Source organism: Lactobacillus gasseri ATCC 33323 = JCM 1131, from assembly GCF_000014425.1.
In the GTDB taxonomy this organism is placed as follows: domain Bacteria; phylum Bacillota; class Bacilli; order Lactobacillales; family Lactobacillaceae; genus Lactobacillus; species Lactobacillus gasseri.
Window position 1 is genome coordinate 1,456,031 of record NC_008530.1, and the last position, 18,466, is coordinate 1,474,496.

Genomic DNA, 18,466 nt, shown 5'->3' on the forward strand with positions numbered 1-18,466 from the left:
AATTATTCTCCTGTGTTGATGCGTTCTGTTTCACAAATATCGGCAAGGTTACAATTTAACCCTGAGCATATCTTCATTAAAAGATCTGTAGTAACGTTGGCATTTTTTCCTAGCTTAGCAATAGATGCTGCACTAATATCACATTGTTTTTGCAAATCCTTTTTTTGCATGCCTCTGTCAATTAGTAACTTCCATAATTTTTTGTAGCTCATCTTATAGTTGATTTTTAACTTAGTTTGATTGTTGTTCATTCCAAGATCTCCCAAATAACTCTTTACCACCACGCTCTAATGTAAGAACAGTGTGCTTTTTTATAATTTGTTGTGCCTTGTCTGAAAGAAGATCAATAGTATCAATAGAAATGAAAACCTGTTTATTTTCCTTTCCATACATTTCAATGATCTTATCCTTGCGATCTATTTCAATGTTAGAGAACATCAAAGAATCATGAATAAAGAACGGTAATCTGGTTAACTCTAAGCATGCCTGATCAAAAAGAATTAGACCTTTAAATGAGGTACCTGTTCCTTGATCATTAATAGTTTCAAAGGAATAATTGTTAGCTTTCAATTCAATATGGGGCGGCTGAAAAGAGGATGAACCACATATCTCTTCATTTAGCTTGGCCATTTTTTCATTTAGTAAGTGCTGAACTTCCGCAAGCTGAGTATTCACAGTTGTTTTTAAAGCTTCATTTTGATCTTTTTGCGCTTCTTTAAGTTCTTTTTTCTTCTCATAATTTTTATTTTCGTCTTCCAACCTTTTAAGTTCAGCTTTTTTATCAGCATAGTCATTAAGAATAGCCGTTTGAACGTTAGGAGCTTGTTGATTTTTGATTTTTCTAGCTTCAGTTACTAGCTCGTTAATATGATGATCAATTTCACTAATGTTTGTCTCTAGAGAATTCTTCTCTTTTTCAAATTCCTCTTTCAAAAACTTGGTAACTTGATGATGAAACTTGTCGATTTCTTCTATCCTGTTTAAATCAATGTCCGGGAAGAATTGTTGTAATTCTCGATAATTGCTTCTAAATTTACCAGGCCCAGCTTGCTCATTAGCCTTAACAACATTAAGTCTACTAATATATGTATTCTTGCAGTCTCTCAGTTTTGATAAATTTTCTCTAATATTTCTAAGATGTTCGGCCTGTATTTCATCTAGATTCAATGTTCCTTCATTATTCTTTGATTCTAGATCAGATAGCTCATCTTTAAGTTCAGAAATTTTATCAACGTTTTCTTTGAACTGTTTTTTAGTATCTACTATTGGCACATACTTAAACGCACCTGCATTTTTAAATACTTTATAGGCTTTATCAGCGTCACTTGCAGCTTTTTCCCTCGCCTCTATCGGAGAATATCTATCAAATAGCTTCAACAAACTATAAACCTGTTGCTTGCCCTGTTCCTGATTAACAGCTTGCAACGGTCTTCTTTCATTCACTGTTTGACGGTTATAAACCCGAATAAATCTGCTAACAGCGTTTCTAAAAGATAATCCAGGCAGGTCCAAATTATATTTTTTAGATAAGAACTTTAAATATTCATCCCTTGTCATCCTTTTATCCGCTAAAGGCTTAAAATTTTCATCGCAGACATTGATGTTTTGAAAATCCTCAGTGGATCTTGAAAAATAGTAGTCTTTACCATTAAATTCAAAAATAAATTTGATAGTATGCTGTCCAACATTCTTTTGAACGTCGCTATCCTTCTTTACGTAATCATTCCCTCCAAACACGAAATCTAAGATCATTAAAAAGGTAGATTTCCCTATTGAATTAGTTCCACCCTTTCCACCTAGTACAACATTTAGCCCTTTACCAAAATTTATTGGTCCTCGAACCTTTCCATCAATAATAAATTGATCACAACTAATTTGCTTTAACACTGTGTATCACACCTGTCTCTTTATCAATGCGAATTTTACCCAAAGTAAATAAACAATCTAAGGACTCAACAAATTCGCCAACATCATCAAAATATCTTTTTGTGGCTGCAAAAAGTTGTTGTGGATTCATAGCATCCTTATCTAAGGCTTTTAAAATTTTAGGTAGATTGGCTAGTGTACTCTCTTTATAATCAGTAACTTTACTGGGCATTTTCAACTTCAAACACCTCACAATTTTGTACAAAGAAAGCAACTAAAATTCTCGCCGCTTCTATAAAATCATTTTCCAAATGTTCTTTGTCAAGAATCCAATGAGCCAGATGATTAAACACTTCACTCTGACTTAATCCTTCTCGTTTAAATTTGATATATGCCAATTTAATTGTTGTGGCCAGGTCATCAAAACTGAACGAGTTACCCTCCATACTTGAGAATTGATCTCTTATTTTGTTGTAGTAACCCATAACATAAAATTGAACAGCACCTTGCAAAGGGTAGTCATTGTTAATCTTTTCTTCTATCTTATGCGCATCATAAGAAATGGAATTAGTAATCTTATCGGGCTTTATCTCTTTTAAGCCCTTTATAGCTTTGATTAAATTATCTTCTAAGGTTAACTGATTAAGTCCTTTGGCGAGTTTGTGTTCAATATCAATACGTCTTTTTTCATTAACTAAGGTTTGATAATTCTTTAATGTTGGATTCTCGAGATAAAGATTTGCACAATTTAAGCACAAGGGAATTTTATTTTCCAAAGCATCTGAATTTTCAGGTGCTTTTTTTATTTTGGAAAATTCTGCTTTACCTTCCATTGATAGATTGGCTGGAAAAATATGGACCACATCATATCCTGCAATTGCTTCAGTATCTCCATCAGTAATCAATTCTCGTCCACATAGCGGACATTTAAATTGAACATCGTGAACTAACTTTAAGTAGGTAACATTCTTTTTATCATCTGCAATATCGGATTCAGTCACAGAACTTTTTCCTTCCTTAAATTTTTCTAGGAAGGCTTTCATTATGTCAAAACATACTTTACCTAATGAAGCAGAAGTAACATTAAAACTTCTTTTTCTAAGTTCATCTCTAATACCTTTTTTTGCCCCAGGAGCTGCAAAAACAATTCTTTCAAAAAATCGATTTCCATCACTGATTCTTTTCAAGATATCTTTTGCATCTTTTTTTGGAATTTTTCTGGATCCAGAACAGTACTTGTTAATCGTGTCTGCTTCCTTATTATTTAACGGATTTAAATCTCCGTTTTCCGCTTTTTGGTCTTCCTCTTCTGTTTGCGGTTCACGGATCAACATATCAATTAAATTTTTAAGGAACTCTGGTCGGCCTTCTTTGTTGCTTTCTTTAGATTCTGGGTCAGCCAGGTAAGTCCACATTATGTCAAAGAAATCAGAAAATTCCATATTAATCACACTCTACTTTCGGACAAAAAATGCCCGATTTTGTCTCAAACTGTCCGGGGTCAAATTCTTGTTTCCAATATACTAATTGTGAATTAAAGATAATGATTCAATTCACTATTTAAGTATACCGTTTACATATGCGTTTCTCAATATTATTTAGGCGATCGTGAATTTTATCTATTTAATTCAGCATGCATCGTCAAGCTAACGATGTTCCAGCATGCTTACCAAATTGAATACTTTAACTGCAACCAGCCACTGGAAGGTTTGCTGCAGTCCCGAAACGAATAAGTTTCGGACTGTTTTGCACACTACCAGTGGCTCTTTTTGTCCTTTGCCTTCGTTTCGGGAGACCGGAATGGAGGTTTTATTAATGAAAACAGATAACAGTGAGTATGAATTAATCGGTGAAAAGGACGGCAAGTTAATCGTTAGGGTAAAGCACATGGGAAATCAGGTAACTACAATTACCAAAGCGCAGGGAAATATTGTATTTGACTTTAATCATGATCAATACAATTCAGATCATCGAAATGAAAGGCATCAAGATAAGTTCTTTGCTACCTCATTAGAAGATCCCGACATTAATGCAATCGATACGTTAGCGGATAGGTATTCTATGGAAATCACGTCTGTTTACGGGAAAGATCATTTGTTAGATATGTTAATTAAAAATGAAGATAATCAACTCCGCCAACAATTAGCTAATCAATTACCAGATGCTTTAAAGACTTTAACTATCAAACAGCGGTATGCTGTCCTGAGCTACTACTGTCTGAAACTCAGAAAAAGGCAAATCGCCAACAATATGGGTATCAGTAATGTCATGGCTGGTAGACATGTTAAAGCTGGCTTAGCAAAGCTGCGCCAATTCTACGGGATCAAAAAGTAATTAAGAAAAAGTGAGCCAGAGATGGTTCACTTTTTTTCTTCTCCTGGCAAATAGATGTGAGGAATGACCCACACAGTGATTTGAAAGGAGATAAAAGATGACGAATAAAGTGTCAATTAAGCTTACCAACCATCCTCAAGATGGCATTGTCAGCATGCGCAACGTCACGATCCGTGAACGATTGCTCCGTTTACTACTCGGTAAACCACATCACTTGATGGTGATCACACCTGGCAAGGATGTTCAACAGTTACAGATTAACGAAGTAAAGGAGGATTCCTATGAGCGCAATGAATGATCTTGATTTAAAACTCAAGGAAGCTGAGAACCTGATCGATCAAACCAAAGAAGCTATTCTATCCCTTCATGAATTGCTATCAAGCAATCAAAATGGAGAGCAATGTAATGATGAGCAGCCAAAGCGCGATCCAATAAAAGATAAAGTAACTGTCCGCAAGATGCTAGCAAAGAAGAGTGCCGAAGGCTACACCACCCAAGTGAAAGCCTTGCTGCATAAGTTTGGTGCCGAAAAGCTCTCTGACGTGGACCCCAAGGATTACGAGAACCTCTACTATAGTGCGGAGGGGTTAGGACAATGAGTTCACCAAAACATCACGCTTTGCTATCAGCTTCTAGTGCCAACCGTTGGTTAAGTGCTCCGCCACTCCCACGATTGGAACAATATTTTCCGCACTCCACTTCCAATGCTGCCGCCGAAGGAACGGCTGCTCATGCTTTGGGAGAGTATAAGATTCATCGACTGCTTGGTGATAAGTTCAAACGCCCATCTTCTGACTACCAATCTGATGAGATGGAGAGTCTGACTGACGATTATGCCAGCTACGTCATGGAACAATACGAACAAGCAAAAGAATACGCACCTGACGCCACCATCCGCGTAGAACAGAAACTGGACTTCTCTCAATATGTTCCTGAAGGCTTCGGCACTGGCGACTGTGTGATTGCTTCTGACCACCTACTTCATATTATCGACTTCAAATATGGGAAAGGTGTCCGAGTGGAAGCCAAGAATAATCCACAGATGAAGCTCTACGCCATTGGTGCCCTAGAAATGTTCGGTAACTTGTACAACGTTGACGAAATCAAAATTATAATTTTTCAACCTCGCATGGCCAATATTAGTACTTGGAGGATTGATGCCAAGCAGCTCATGCACTGGGCTAACACCGAACTCAAGCAAAAGGCCGAATTAGCTTTTGCTGGCAAAGGTACTATTCGTTATGGTCCCTGGTGTCAATTCTCTGCTTGCAACGCAGTGCTACGTGCCCGATATGACTACCACCATAAACTTACTCGTTTTCAGCTTTGCTCTCCCAATCTGTTAACGGACAAAGAAGTTACTGAGGTTCTGGAACATATCGATGACTTAAACCGCTGGGCTCACGAAGTTAAAGATTACGCTGCTGATTTAGCCATCAACCATGGCAAGCAGTGGCCAGGTTACAAAATCGTCGAAGGTCGATCCGTCCGACACTATAAGAATGAAGCAGCTGTAGCAAAAATTGCTGAAGCTAATGGCTATCACAATATTTACCAAAAGAAGCTACTGCCAATTACAAAGTTAGAAAAACAGCTCGGCAAGAAGAAATTTACCGAACTGTTCAGTCAGGAAATTGTTAAGCCCGCGGGTAAACCAACCCTAGTACCAAATTCTGATCGGCGCCAGGGTATTGGTAAATCAAACCCCAAGGATGAATTTAAGGAGGAAAAATAATATGTCACAACAAACTAAGATCGTTACTGGTATTAACACTCGTCTTTCTTACGCCAACATCTGGGAACCAAAGTCCATTAATGGCGGTAAAGAAAAATACTCAGTCAGTCTGATCATCCCTAAGTCAGATCAGAAAACAATTACTGCCATTGAGAAAGCCATCGATGCTGCCATCCAAGAAGGCATTGGAAAGTTTGGTGGCAAGAAACCTAACAAAGCTACTCTGAAGCTTCCACTTCGCGACGGTGACGTTGAACGCGATGATGCTGCCTACCAAGATAGTTACTTTATCAACGCTAATTCAATTACGGCTCCCCAAATTGTAGACAAGCATGTCCAACCAATTCTTGATCGCAACGAAGTTTACAGTGGCTGCTACGCTCGCGTTTCCATTAACTTCTATGCTTTTAACACCAACGGTAATCGAGGCATCGCCTGTGGTCTTGGTAACATTCAAAAGATTCGCGATGGTGAACCACTAGGTGGACATGCTAGTGCTAGCAATGACTTCACTGCCATTGATGATAGTAGCGACGATGATTTCTTAGCTTAAATCAGAAAACGGGTAGTCACTTTGGCTACCCATTTTTTGTAGAAAGGATTCCTAATGAAGCAAATCTCGATTGATATCGAAACTTATTCTAGTACCAACCTGAATCAAACTGGTGTTTATCGCTATGCTGATAGCGACGATTTTGAACTTTTGCTCTTTGGTTATGCCACTGACTTGGGACCAGTCAAGGTGGTGGACTTAACTCAAGGTGAAAAAATTCCACAACCAATCGTTAAAGCCCTAGATGATCCCACCATTATCAAAAGTGCATTTAATGCTCAATTTGAACGAGTTTGCCTATCACGTTTCGTTGGGCATCGCTTAAAGCCAGCCGGTTGGCACTGTTCGCGAGTTTGGTCGGCTACCCTTGGTCTACCCTTATCGTTAAGCGACGTGGGTACTGTTTTAGGGCTTCCTCGTCAGAAAATTACGGCTGGGAAAGAACTCGTGCGCTACTTTTGTACTCCCTGCAAGCCAACCAAATCTAATCAAAATCGTACACGTAATTTTCCTTATCATGCACCTGACAAATGGCAGCAATTCAAGCAGTACAACCAACGTGACGTTGAAGTTGAAATGGAAATCACCCAGAAGCTCGAACGCTTCCCAGTCTCCCAAAATGAATGGGAAAACTACTGGATGGATCAGGATATTAATGATCGTGGTATTCGGATTGATCAACAACTGGTCAACAACGCCATTAAATGTCAGGAAAATTTTCACGATCAATACTTGCAAGTTTCGCAGAAACTAACTGGCCTGGCCAATCCCAACTCACCACTGCAGTTAAAAGATTGGCTCAACCAGCGGGGAATGAATATCGACTCTCTATCCAAAGCCTCAGTAGCTCAGCTTTTGCAAACTACCACCGGTAAGGTTCATCAAGTTCTAAGCCTGCGTCAACTGTTATCAAAATCTAGTGTAAAGAAGTATCAGGCAATGCAAAAAGCAATGTGCCGAGATGGCCGCGTTCATGGACTCTTACAATTTTATGGGGCCAATCGGACTGGTCGGTGGGCTGGGCGCTTAGTACAAGTACAAAACCTTCCTCGAAATTCAATGCCTGACCTAGAAGAAGCTCGTGAACTAGTTAAACAAGGCAACACTACTGCTCTTTCGATGCTTTACGACTCAGTACCAGACGTCCTATCACAATTAATTAGGACCGCCTTCATCCCCAGCCAAGGGCACCATTTCTATGTGGCTGACTTTTCGGCCGTTGAAGCGCGGGTGATTGCCTGGCTGTCGGGTGAAGAATGGCGACAAAAAGCTTTCGCTAATAATGAGGACATCTACTGTGCATCCGCTAGTCAGATGTTTGGCGTTCCCGTTGTTAAACACGGAGTTAATGGCGAACTCCGGCAAAAAGGCAAGATTGCTGAACTTGCATTAGGGTATGGTGGCTCCATCGGAGCACTCAAAGCTATGGGTGCGACTAATTTAGGTCTAACCGAGGAAGAATTACATTCATTGGTACAAATGTGGCGTAATGCCAGCCCCCACATCGTACAGTTTTGGTGGGATATCGACAAAGCAGCAAAAGAATGCATTAAATCACATCTACCGCAAGCCACCCACGGAATAAAGTTTATTTATCGTAGTGGCTGCATGTTCTTACGATTACGCTCTGGACGCAAGCTTTGTTACTCCAAGCCCAAAATTGGTATTAACCGTTTTGGCAGCGAATCAATTACCTTTATGGGTATCAATGCAGTGAAAAAGTGGGATCGTATTGAAACATATGGCGCAAAACTTGTTGAAAACATTGTTCAAGCAACCAGCCGTGACCTCTTAGCTGAAGCAATGCGACGTTTAGAGGATGCAGGTAATCCTGTTGTTATGCACATACATGATGAGGCCGTAATCGATGCTCCAGCCAACTATTCATTAGAAAAGATGGTCAAGATAATGACCGAAGTACCACGCTGGGCTGATGGCTTGATTCTCAACGCGGCCGGTTTTGTCAGTGATTTTTACAAAAAAGATTAATCATAATGGTTTACTTTCTGCCCTCATCTGGCTTATCAGTGAGGGCTTTTTGAGTTCTCAAAATATTAGAAAGGATCTGAATTTATGTCAGAAGCAACCACGGCAATTGCCAAGCTGCGTAATAACAAACCGAATCCCAACTATCGTCCGATGATCTTTGTGATCGCACCCTTTACCGAAGTAATAAAAGGTAATTCAGCGGACATTATGGCAGTTCGCTTTTACTGCCGCTTTGTCTACCAAAAAGGCGGCATTCCGGTTTGTCCACAGCTTTACTTACCACAATTTATTAACCTGCATAACTCGAAAGAATTTCAAATAGCAGCCTTTATCAATATCGTGCTGCTAACCAAGTGTGCGGAGGCTTGGTCGTTTGGCAGCCCAACTCACGATACACGCTACTTCATCCGCCTTGCCAAACGGAAGAATAAAGAAGTTCGATACTTTAATACAAGAATGGAGGATTGCTAAGATGCACTTTACTTTATCAACAGCAGCCAATTCCGGTCAGGCCAGTAACACTATTTACCCTAACCAGCTAATTATCACTAACTCCCAAGAATTACAGCAGGCCGTACAGTATGACCATGTTTGTGGGCGGTTCAAGAATAACCAACGTAACATTGCAAACTTCATCAAAGCTGACTGCTTAGTCATGGATTGTGACAATGACCACTCTGATGATTCTGCCGCTTGGATTAATCCTACCAGCATTGCGAATTACTTTGATGGCGTTTCTTATGCCATTACATTATCGCGCAACAACATGAAAGCTAAGAACAATAAAGCCCCGCGCCCAAAGTTCCACATCTACTTTCCAATTAGCGAGATCAATAATGCTAAAACCTACGCTGAATTAAAACATGAAATTCAAGAATATTTCCCCTATTTTGATAACAATGCTCTCGATGCTGCCCGCTTCGTATTTGGTGTTCCCAGTACACAAGTTAGTTGGCACGAAGGATCCCAAACCATCGACCAATTTATGATGGCGCAACGTTACTTTGCCAAGCAAAAGGTCGGATCGATTCGCCAAGGCAAACGCAATGCAACTCTCTCCCACTTTGCTGGTCGAATCATTATGCGATTGGGCAATACTCCCGAAGCACGTCAGGCCTTTCAAGACGAGGCAGCGAAGTGTGAACCGCCACTGGGAGAACAAGAACTAAGAACCATCTGGCATAGTGCTATCAAATTCGGCCACCGAATGGCCAGTAAAAAAGGTTATATTCCACCTGAAGAATATAATCAACCCAATGATGATCTGCATCCCTACGATTATTCGGATACTGGCGAGTCCTATGTTTTTGTTAACAACTGTAAGGACCGCGTCTGCTACACCAACCAGTCAGGTTTTATGTGGTTTGACGGTAAAATTTGGCAAGAATCGGAGCCCCTCGCTCTCGGCGAGGTTCAACGCTTTACTGACAAACAACTTGCGGATGCTCAACTACGAGTCACTAAGGCTTACCAAGTGATCCAACAAAATGGCGTAACTAGCGCGCTTCAAACGATGGGCAAAACGAAGGCTAGTCGCACTTTTAATGATGATCAGCAAGCTACGTTCAAAGAATATCAAAACGCCAAGGCTTATGAAGCTTTTATTCTCAAGGAACGGAGCACCCGTGGCATCAATGGAATCTTGACTAACGCCCGGCCAAAGTTAGTAAAAGAAATCAATGAATTCGATGCTAATCCCTTTTTATTAAACACTCCTGATGGCCCTTACAACCTTAAACAGGGCATTCATGGGCAACAAGAAATTCAAGCCAGCGATTTGATTACTAAGTCCACGTCTTGTGTGCCTGGCAGTCAAGGAAATTCAATCTGGCAAGAAGCCCTAAATACATTCTTTTGTAACGACCTAGCACTAATAAATTACGTTCAAGAAATTGTGGGACTCGTTGCCATTGGTCAGGTTTACTTGGAAGCGTTGATTATTGCATATGGCAGTGGACGAAATGGTAAATCCACTTTCTGGAACACAATTGCCAATGTACTCGGTTCTTATACTGGTCACCTCTCAGCTGATGCCTTAACAACAGGTGTTCGACGGAATGTCAAACCAGAAATGGCTGAAGTCAAAGGTAAACGCTTAATCATCTCTGCTGAGCTGGAAGAAGGCAAACGACTAAACACTTCGATTGTCAAACAACTCTGTTCAACTGATGAAATCTACGCTGAGAAAAAATACATGAAGCCCTTCTCTTTTACACCTAGTCATACCATCGTTCTCTATACCAACTACCTGCCTCACGTGGGCGGTAACGATGAAGGAATCTGGCGGCGATTGATCGTAATACCGTTTAAAGCCACGATTGCCAAACACAATGATATTAAAAATTATGCCCAGTACCTAACCGAACAAGCCGGTCCGGCAGTGTTGCAATGGATCATTGAGGGCGCGCAACGAATCATTCAACAAAATTACCAGCTAACTACTCCGGCAGCAGTTACTAAAGCAGTCAAGGACTACCACGCCGATAATGACTGGTTAGGTCATTTTCTCAATGAAAATTGCGAACTTGATTCTAGTTATCAGCAAAAATCGGGTGACCTCTATCAAAAGTACCGAGAATACTGCCAAGGTATCGGCGAATACACCCGAAGTACCACTGACTTTTACACGGCCCTTAAGAATGCGGGCTTTCAACGTCAACGTAAGAATACTGGATCCTATGTTCGCGGACTGCGCTTAAAGGCATCAGAATTTCTCGACTAGCACCTAACTTACACGAATGATTCATCAGATTCACTGTCACAGTAAGCTTTTCGGCTAATTTGTGTTGGTCATGATGGTCATTTACCTTACTTGTATATAGAAATAAAAAATTTAAAAAAAGAGATATGGAAAAGAGTAGTAAATCGCCTAACACCACTTACACAAAGCTTGATGGCTAGGCGATTAGGAAGGATTTTCAAAATGTTAGAAAAACGAATTGAATCAGCTTTTGTAAAAGCTACCCAGCAACGTGGTGGACTTTGCCTAAAATTCACCTCCCCATCAATGACAGGAGTTCCGGATCGACTGGTTCTACTGCCTGAAGGTCACATGGGGTTTGTAGAAATGAAGTCTCCAGGTAAACACCCTCGCCCACTACAAATACAAAGACTTAGCCAACTAAAGCAGCTTGGCTACCAAGTATTTGTTTGTGATCAATTTGAACAGATCGGAGGAATGCTAGATGCAATACAAGCCGCATGAATACCAACAATACGCGACCAAGTTCATTCTGGAACATCCGGTAGCTGCAATCTTACTTGACATGGGTTTAGGTAAGAGTGTCATTACTCTGACGGCCATCAAGCAACTCATCCATCAAGATAAAGTTCACCGGGTACTAGTTGTTGCTCCTCTGCGTGTTGCCAAGCAAACCTGGCCGGAAGAAATCAATAAGTGGGATCACTTAAAAGATTTAACTTACTCAGTAATCACTGGCAACAAAAGCCAACGGGTCAAGGCTGCCCAAAAAGAAGTCGATATCTACATCATTAACCGAGAAAACTTAAAATGGCTCATCGAATCATCCATTCCATTTGATTACGACATGCTCGTCATTGATGAACTGTCTAGCTTCAAGTCTTATCGCTCCCAACGCTTCAAAGCCTTAAAACGAGTTCGACCGTTGATTAAACGCATTGTGGGATTGACTGGTACTCCATCGTCCAACGGTTTGATGGATTTGTGGGCGGAGTTCCGGGTGCTGGATATGGGTAAACGTCTTGGTCGCTTCATCTCATATTACAGAGCAAACTATTTTGACCCCGACAAGCGCAACATGTATCAGGTGTTTACTTACAAGCCAAAGCCAGGTGCAGAACAAAGTATTTACCGTGCTATTGATGACATTACCATTTCCATGAAGTCCAAGGACTACTTGCAACTACCACCCTTAACAATGAACACCGTGCCAGTAAAGATGAGTCCCAGCGAGCAGACCATTTATGATGAATTAAATGCGCAGTTAGTGGTTTCCACCCAAGGTAAACAAATCGATGCCCTTAACGCTGCTAGTCTTTCTAATAAGCTTTGCCAGATGGCCAACGGTTGTGTCTATGATGATCAGCAACAAGTGGTGCAAATCCATCAACGCAAACTAGACGCTCTAGAAGATTTAGTTGAAGCCGCCAATGGCAAGCCGGTACTCATTGCTTACTGGTTCAAACATGACCTAGCACAAATTAAACAACGCTTCCAGGTACGTGAGATTAAAACCACTCAGGACATTAACGACTGGAACGCTGGTAAAATTCCACTGGCTTTAATTCACCCCGCTTCAGCCGGTCATGGTTTAAACTTGCAGGCTGGTGGCTCTACCTTAATCTGGTATGGTCTGACCTGGAGTCTGGAGCTTTACCAGCAAACTAATGCCAGACTATGGCGGCAAGGTCAGCAACAGCCTGTAGTAATCTACCATCTCATTACTGAAGGCACTATCGATGAAAACATTATGACAGCCTTAAAGCAAAAGGATAAAACTCAGTTGGCTTTGATTAATGCGGTGAAGGCTAACTTGAAAGGAAGTGTTGTAGCATGAGTATTATGTGGAATTACTTAGACAAACGGCGAGCAACCGTTGCAGCATTGAAAGACTACGATGGCATGAAGTTTATCATTGATTCTTACCACGACGATCTCAAAATAACCAAGGAGCAGATGATTGGTGTAAGTTCACCTCAATATGGTCTTGTCCCTGGCAACCATAACAAGGACAACCCCACCGAGCCTCGTTTAATCCACGGTATCGATCAAACCGCTAAACTGAATGAACGTTACCAGCAAGCGCGTCTTTACTTCAAGTGGTTCGAGCCATCCTGGAAAAAGCTGTCTGAGAACGAGCGCTTCGTACTGGACGCCTGCTACCGAACACCAAACCAATCGATGAATGAAGGACTGACCCTGTTGATGGACAAGTTCTTTATTGCTAAGACCACTGCTTACAATAGGAAAAACAAGGCAATCGACCATCTCACTCTCCTGCTCTATGGAGCACATCACTAGAAAGGTAAAACGGAGAATAAACAAGAAGCTTATCCATGTTACGATGATAGTGTAGAAAATTAGGACAAGGCATTTGCTTTATAACATCACAGCCTGGCAGGTTAACCTGCTGGGCTTTTCTTATGCCTACAAGAAGGAGGAGTTCCATGCCTTACTCACCCAAGAAGCCATGTCGTTATCCTGGCTGCCCGCGGCTCACCCACAACACTTATTGTGATGTCCATGCCAAACAAGTCAGCTCTCATTACAATTGTTACCAACGTCCCAAGCGTAGTCGTCCACGTTATCATCGTGGCTGGCCTAGGATCAGACAAAGATACTTACTCCACCATCCCTTTTGTGAAATGTGCTTGAGTCAAGGAAGATATACCAAGGCTACCGAAGTTCACCACGTACTACCGCTAGAACATGGCGGCAACAACGACTCCAAGAATCTAATGGCATTATGCAAGCCATGCCATTCCCGCATTACTGCGCAAATGGATGATCGTTGGCACAAAACACCACATCGATATCATTATTAGACCACGGAGGGGGCCATCGAATCGTTAAAAAATTTTGCGCGGGAGCGGGCCTGGGCCTTCGTGTGTAAAAAATCGAAATCAAAGGGGGTATTAACCCCTGCCGGAAGGAGGGAGAGATTTGGCTAAAGATGGTACGAATCGTGGTGGATCCCGAATCGGTGCTGGACGTAAACCTAAATCACTTCACGACAAAATTCAAGCCGGTCAAGATGCTCAGGTGATTGACCTACCAACACCAACCAATTTGGAAGGCCATGTGATGCCGCCAGTCAAGAAGTACCTCAAGGCCAAACAGAAGAATGGTTTAGAATTCGACGCCGCTGATATTTTCAAAGAAACCTGGGAATGGCTGGTCGAGCGTGGTTGTGAAAAGCTAGTTAATACTCAGCTGATTGAACAATATGCGGTAAGTGTAAGCCGTTGGATTCAGTGTGAAGAATGTATCTCAAAATTTGGTTTTCTTGCCCGCCACCCAACAACTGGGAACGCAATTGCTTCCCCTTACGTATCAATGAGCCGCGACTACATGAAACAATCCAGCCAATTATGGTTTCAAATTTTTCAGGTTGTTAAAGAAAACAACGCTACAACTTACCAAGGATCTACACCACAGGACGATGTGATGGAACGCTTGCTCCGTTCACGGAAAGGAATGAACTAATGAAATTTGTTAAGAAGAAAATAACGGACCTCATCCCCGCGGATTACAATCCACGAAAAGACTTAAAGCCAGGTGATCCTGACTACGAAAAGCTAAAACACTCAATGAAAGAATTCGGCTACGTTGATCCAATCATCTGGAACCAACAAACTGGTCGCGTAGTCGGCGGACACCAGCGGTTAAAGATTCTCCAGAATGAAGGGATCAAAGAAGCCGAGTGTGTAGTTGTCAACTTAGACGAAGAAAAAGAAAAAGCGCTGAACATTGCTCTCAACAAGATCAGCGGTGATTGGGATAAGGACAAGTTAGCTTTGTTGATGACTGACTTACAAGCCAGTGACCTGGATATTTCATTAACTGGTTTTGATGAGGATGAAATATCTGACTTGCTTGCTACCGAAGGTGATACTCATGACGATAATTTCGATGTAGATAGCGAGTTGAATAAACCGACTTTTTCTAAAGCTGGCGACCTCTGGCATTTAGGACGGCACACCCTATTTTGTGGTGATGCTACAAAAGGTGAAGGTTACCAAAAGTTGCTTGGTGATCATAAAGTTAACCTTGTTCTTACCGATCCACCATACAATGTCGATTACCAAAGCAAAGCCGGCAAGATTAAGAACGACCATCAGGATGATGATAAGTTCTATCAATTTTTACTAGCCGCTTTCCAAAACATGAATAAGGTAATGGCCAATGATGCCAGTATCTATGTTTTCCATGCTGATACTGAAGGGTTAAACTTTCGGCGAGCATTTCGAGATGCTGATTTCTATTTATCCGGTTGCTGTATCTGGAAAAAACAATCCCTTGTCTTAGGACGTTCACCCTATCAATGGCAACACGAACCAGTTCTTTATGGTTGGAAACAAGATGGTAAGCACGAGTGGTATACCGGGCGCAAAGAATCAACCATCTGGGAATTTGACCGTCCGAAGCAAAGTAAGGAACACCCAACAATGAAGCCTGTTCCATTGCTTGCCTATCCAATCATGAATTCGACAATGTCTAACTGTACAGTTCTGGATCCCTTTGGTGGTTCTGGATCTACCCTCATTGCCTGTGAACAGACTAACCGAATTTGTTACATGATGGAACTCGATCCTAAGTACTGCGATGTCATCGTTAATCGCTATATCGAACAAGTGGGTTCAGATCAAGAAGTCAGTGTGGAAAGAGTTGGTCACATAATTCCGTACAATAAGCTAAAAAAACCGGCCTAATTCCTCGAAAGTCCTTGCTATCTGTATCTTCTAGAGTGATGTATACAGTAATCAAACAAGGAGGTACATACTATGGAAATTAATTTTAATGTTCATGGTAAACAGCGCAAAAAGCTAGTCGAACAGATTGCTGAATACACTCAGCAAAGGGCAGAGTATCAGTACACACCAACTTATGCATACCAGATTGGTAAATACACCGTCAGCAAGGATGGCAATCTTTTATCCCCAGATGAGATTCCTGCTGAATTAGTAACATATCTTAAGCAACAGGGATTCACATCCAGCGAGACGGTCAAGTTGAACATAACATATCGCCGCAATGAGCTTACTGACCAAGATCTAGATAACCTACGCCATTTAATCTGGGCAAAAGGACAATCAATCAAAGACGCTTGCCAACTGAATTCCTTGTCTCTCACAATTGATGACCAACGTGTATCCTTCGATTGGTTCACCGAAGTTAACACTGATGACGCTCCAGCTTATCAACAATTGATCGATAAATTAGTGCAATACGCAAAGAGTCATCAGCGAATTATGTCAACGCCACGTGATGAGAGTAATGAAAAATATGCTTTCCGCTGCTTTTTACTGCGTTTGGGTTTTATTGGTCCCCAATACAAGACCCAACGGAAAGTGCTACTCAAAAATTTAACCGGATCGGCTGCTTTTAAGAACCAGGAGGCTTAGTCATGAACAAAATCAAAGATGAATTAGCCAAACGTGATCGTATTCGCCAACAGGTATTACAAATTCGCAATACCGGTGAAGTAAATATGTTTGATGTTGAAAACGTAAAGCGGCTCGCTTATTACTATAATTGCCACGATCTGATCGACTATTTGACCACTGACCGCGCCGGATACATCAACCTGATCTTAACCGGTAAATTTAATTAGCTACCAAGCATTGAGTTCACTCTCAGTGCTTTTTTAGTATCAATGAAAGGATGTGATGCCCTCTTGCGAAAGCTAAAAGACTACACACCAACTAGGTTTATGGCTAAGGATTCTACCTACGATAAAGATGCTGCTGACTTTGCAGTGTCATTTATCGAATGCCTGTGCCACACAAAGGGAACCTGGGCAGGCAAGCCTTTCGACCTCATCGATTGGCAGGAAAAAATTATTCGAGATATTTTTGGCATCTTAAAGCCCGATGGCTACCGTCAATTTAATACTGCTTACGTAGAAATTCCAAAGAAACAAGGTAAATCAGAGCTGGCTGCCGCCATCGCCCTGTTACTCTGCTGTGCCGATGGTGAAGAACGTGCAGAGGTTTATGGCTGTGCAGCTGATCGGCAACAAGCTGCAATTGTTTTTGACGTTGCTGCTGATATGGTACGTATGAATCCTGCCCTGAAGAAACGTTGTAAAATTCTTGCTTCACAGAAGCGGTTGATCTACGAACCAACTAATAGCTTTTATCAAGTTCTATCTGCTGATGCTTATTCTAAACATGGTTTTAATGTGTCCGGAGTTATATTTGATGAACTGCATACTCAACCAAACCGGAAACTCTATGATGTTATGACGAAGGGATCGGGGGATGCCAGAACTCAGCCCCTCTACTTCTTAATCACAACCGCTGGCACTGATGAGCATTCTATTTGTTATCAAGTCCATCAAAAAGCAATTGATATCATGAAAGGTTGAAAGCATGACCCCCGCTTTTACCCAGTAATTTATGGTGCTGATCGGGATGAGGATTGGTCGAGCCCCGAAGTCTGGAAAAAAGCTAATCCTTCTTTAGGAATTACAGTCAAAATGGAGAAAGTCAAAGACGCCTACAACTCTGCCAAGGAAAATCCAGCAGAGGAAAATACCTTCCGACAGCTTCGTTTGAACCAATGGGTAAAACAGGACGTTCGTTGGATGCCCATGGATAAATGGGATGCTTGTGCTTTCCCAGTTGATCCTAATGAACTACGGGGACGAGATTGTTACGGCGGACTCGACCTGTCGTCGACTACCGATATCACTGCTTTTGTTCTAGTGTTTCCACCAAGGGATGATTCTGAAGGTTATACCCTTCTGCCCTATTTTTGGATCCCCGAAGATAATGTTGACTTACGAGTTCGGCGTGATCATGTTCCATATGATATTTGGAAACGACAGGGTTATCTGCAAACAACAGAAGGAAATGTAGTTCACTACGGTTTTATTGAACAATTTATTGATGATCTTGGTAAAAAATACCACATCAAAGAAATCGCCTTTGACCGATGGGGTGCGGTAGAAATGGTTCAAAATCTCGAAGGTATGGGATTCACTGTAGTTCCATTTGGTCAGGGATTTAAAGATATGACCCCACCAACTAAAGAACTAATGCGATTAACTCTGGAAAAGAAGATCGCTCATGGTGGTCACCCAGTATTACGCTGGATGATGGACAACATCTACATCCGCACTGACCCAGCCGGGAATATCAAACCTGATAAGGCTAAGTCAACCGAAAAAATTGATGGCGTAGTGGCCACCATTATGGGACTGGATCGTGCTATCCGAAATGAGGATAATGGTGATTCTGTTTATGATGGTCGAGGTTTATTGATGTTGTAATTGCGAAGAACT

The 18,466-nt window shown here is 41.5% G+C and carries 20 protein-coding genes and 1 pseudogene; 17 read left to right on the forward strand and 4 right to left on the reverse strand.

What is annotated here, in order from left to right; all coding sequences use genetic code 11:
• Positions 1–2: 2 nt before the first annotated feature.
• The 4 genes from LGAS_RS07185 to LGAS_RS07200 are packed head-to-tail and all read right to left on the reverse strand — an operon-like array spanning position 3 to position 3,308.
• A complete protein-coding gene (locus tag LGAS_RS07185; RefSeq protein ID WP_011678941.1) occupies positions 3–251 on the reverse strand; it encodes a helix-turn-helix domain-containing protein in 249 nt (82 codons plus the stop codon).
• Positions 232–1,887, reverse strand: a complete 1,656-nt coding sequence (locus LGAS_RS07190; protein WP_011678942.1) for a DUF2326 domain-containing protein — start codon at positions 1,885–1,887, stop codon at positions 232–234. The genes LGAS_RS07185 and LGAS_RS07190 overlap by 20 nt, the downstream gene beginning before the upstream one ends.
• Positions 1,871–2,098 carry an ABC-three component system middle component 7 gene (locus LGAS_RS07195; RefSeq protein ID WP_003652749.1) on the reverse strand — a complete coding sequence of 76 codons (228 nt, stop codon included), beginning with the start codon at positions 2,096–2,098 and terminating at the stop codon, positions 1,871–1,873. The genes LGAS_RS07190 and LGAS_RS07195 overlap by 17 nt, the downstream gene beginning before the upstream one ends.
• Positions 2,088–3,308: an ABC-three component system protein gene (locus LGAS_RS07200; protein WP_041807422.1), complete on the reverse strand. Its 1,221-nt coding sequence runs from the start codon at positions 3,306–3,308 to the stop codon at positions 2,088–2,090. The genes LGAS_RS07195 and LGAS_RS07200 overlap by 11 nt, the downstream gene beginning before the upstream one ends.
• A gap of 373 nt (positions 3,309–3,681) precedes the next feature.
• Between LGAS_RS07200 and LGAS_RS07205 the strand changes: the two genes are divergently transcribed.
• The 17 genes and pseudogenes from LGAS_RS07205 to LGAS_RS07285 all read left to right on the forward strand — a co-directional run bounded on the left by LGAS_RS07205 (position 3,682) and on the right by LGAS_RS07285 (position 18,454).
• Positions 3,682–4,200, forward strand: coding sequence for a sigma-70 RNA polymerase sigma factor region 4 domain-containing protein (locus LGAS_RS07205; RefSeq protein ID WP_021314871.1), 519 nt, complete (start codon positions 3,682–3,684; stop codon positions 4,198–4,200).
• Between the two features lie 97 nt (positions 4,201–4,297).
• On the forward strand, positions 4,298–4,498 hold the full coding sequence (locus tag LGAS_RS07210; protein ID WP_021314872.1) for a hypothetical protein: 201 nt from the start codon (positions 4,298–4,300) through the stop codon (positions 4,496–4,498).
• The gene (locus LGAS_RS07215) at positions 4,482–4,799 is read left to right on the forward strand and encodes a hypothetical protein (RefSeq protein WP_003652756.1); all 318 of its coding nucleotides are present in this window, start codon (positions 4,482–4,484) and stop codon (positions 4,797–4,799) included. The genes LGAS_RS07210 and LGAS_RS07215 overlap by 17 nt, the downstream gene beginning before the upstream one ends.
• Positions 4,796–5,935, forward strand: coding sequence for a DUF2800 domain-containing protein (locus LGAS_RS07220; RefSeq protein ID WP_003652759.1), 1,140 nt, complete (start codon positions 4,796–4,798; stop codon positions 5,933–5,935). The genes LGAS_RS07215 and LGAS_RS07220 overlap by 4 nt, the downstream gene beginning before the upstream one ends.
• A 1-nt stretch (position 5,936) precedes the next feature.
• Positions 5,937–6,488: a DUF2815 family protein gene (locus LGAS_RS07225; RefSeq protein WP_003652761.1), complete on the forward strand. Its 552-nt coding sequence runs from the start codon at positions 5,937–5,939 to the stop codon at positions 6,486–6,488.
• 54 nt (positions 6,489–6,542) lie between these two features.
• The gene (locus LGAS_RS07230) at positions 6,543–8,477 is read left to right on the forward strand and encodes a DNA polymerase (protein WP_003652763.1); all 1,935 of its coding nucleotides are present in this window, start codon (positions 6,543–6,545) and stop codon (positions 8,475–8,477) included.
• Between the two features lie 84 nt (positions 8,478–8,561).
• Positions 8,562–8,948, forward strand: coding sequence for a DUF7768 domain-containing protein (locus tag LGAS_RS07235; RefSeq protein ID WP_011678947.1), 387 nt, complete (start codon positions 8,562–8,564; stop codon positions 8,946–8,948).
• A 1-nt stretch (position 8,949) separates the two neighbouring features.
• Positions 8,950–11,199, forward strand: a complete 2,250-nt coding sequence (locus LGAS_RS07240; protein WP_025012221.1) for a phage/plasmid primase, P4 family — start codon at positions 8,950–8,952, stop codon at positions 11,197–11,199.
• Between the two features lie 201 nt (positions 11,200–11,400).
• Complete coding sequence (locus LGAS_RS07245) at positions 11,401–11,682, forward strand: VRR-NUC domain-containing protein (RefSeq protein WP_003652766.1); 282 nt, start codon at positions 11,401–11,403, stop codon at positions 11,680–11,682.
• On the forward strand, positions 11,663–13,015 hold the full coding sequence (locus LGAS_RS07250; RefSeq protein WP_011678950.1) for a DEAD/DEAH box helicase: 1,353 nt from the start codon (positions 11,663–11,665) through the stop codon (positions 13,013–13,015). Before LGAS_RS07245 ends, LGAS_RS07250 begins: the two co-directional genes overlap by 20 nt.
• Complete coding sequence (locus tag LGAS_RS07255) at positions 13,012–13,479, forward strand: hypothetical protein (RefSeq protein WP_003652769.1); 468 nt, start codon at positions 13,012–13,014, stop codon at positions 13,477–13,479. Before LGAS_RS07250 ends, LGAS_RS07255 begins: the two co-directional genes overlap by 4 nt.
• Positions 13,480–13,823: 344 nt before the next feature.
• Positions 13,824–14,003 carry an HNH endonuclease gene (locus LGAS_RS09835; protein WP_252181791.1) on the forward strand — a complete coding sequence of 60 codons (180 nt, stop codon included), beginning with the start codon at positions 13,824–13,826 and terminating at the stop codon, positions 14,001–14,003.
• A 118-nt stretch (positions 14,004–14,121) separates the two neighbouring features.
• The gene (locus tag LGAS_RS07265; RefSeq protein WP_011678951.1) at positions 14,122–14,664 is read left to right on the forward strand and encodes a P27 family phage terminase small subunit; all 543 of its coding nucleotides are present in this window, start codon (positions 14,122–14,124) and stop codon (positions 14,662–14,664) included.
• Positions 14,664–15,890 (forward strand): site-specific DNA-methyltransferase, encoded by a 1,227-nt coding sequence (locus LGAS_RS07270; RefSeq protein ID WP_003652775.1) that lies wholly within the window; start codon positions 14,664–14,666, stop codon positions 15,888–15,890. The genes LGAS_RS07265 and LGAS_RS07270 overlap by 1 nt, the downstream gene beginning before the upstream one ends.
• Before the next feature lie 72 nt (positions 15,891–15,962).
• Positions 15,963–16,583: a hypothetical protein gene (locus tag LGAS_RS07275; protein WP_003652777.1), complete on the forward strand. Its 621-nt coding sequence runs from the start codon at positions 15,963–15,965 to the stop codon at positions 16,581–16,583.
• Positions 16,584–16,585: 2 nt separating this feature from the next.
• Positions 16,586–16,792, forward strand: a complete 207-nt coding sequence (locus LGAS_RS07280; RefSeq protein WP_003652780.1) for a DUF5049 domain-containing protein — start codon at positions 16,586–16,588, stop codon at positions 16,790–16,792.
• A gap of 42 nt (positions 16,793–16,834) precedes the next feature.
• Positions 16,835–18,454 (forward strand): annotated as a pseudogene (locus LGAS_RS07285) (terminase large subunit).
• Positions 18,455–18,466: the final 12 nt, after the last annotated feature.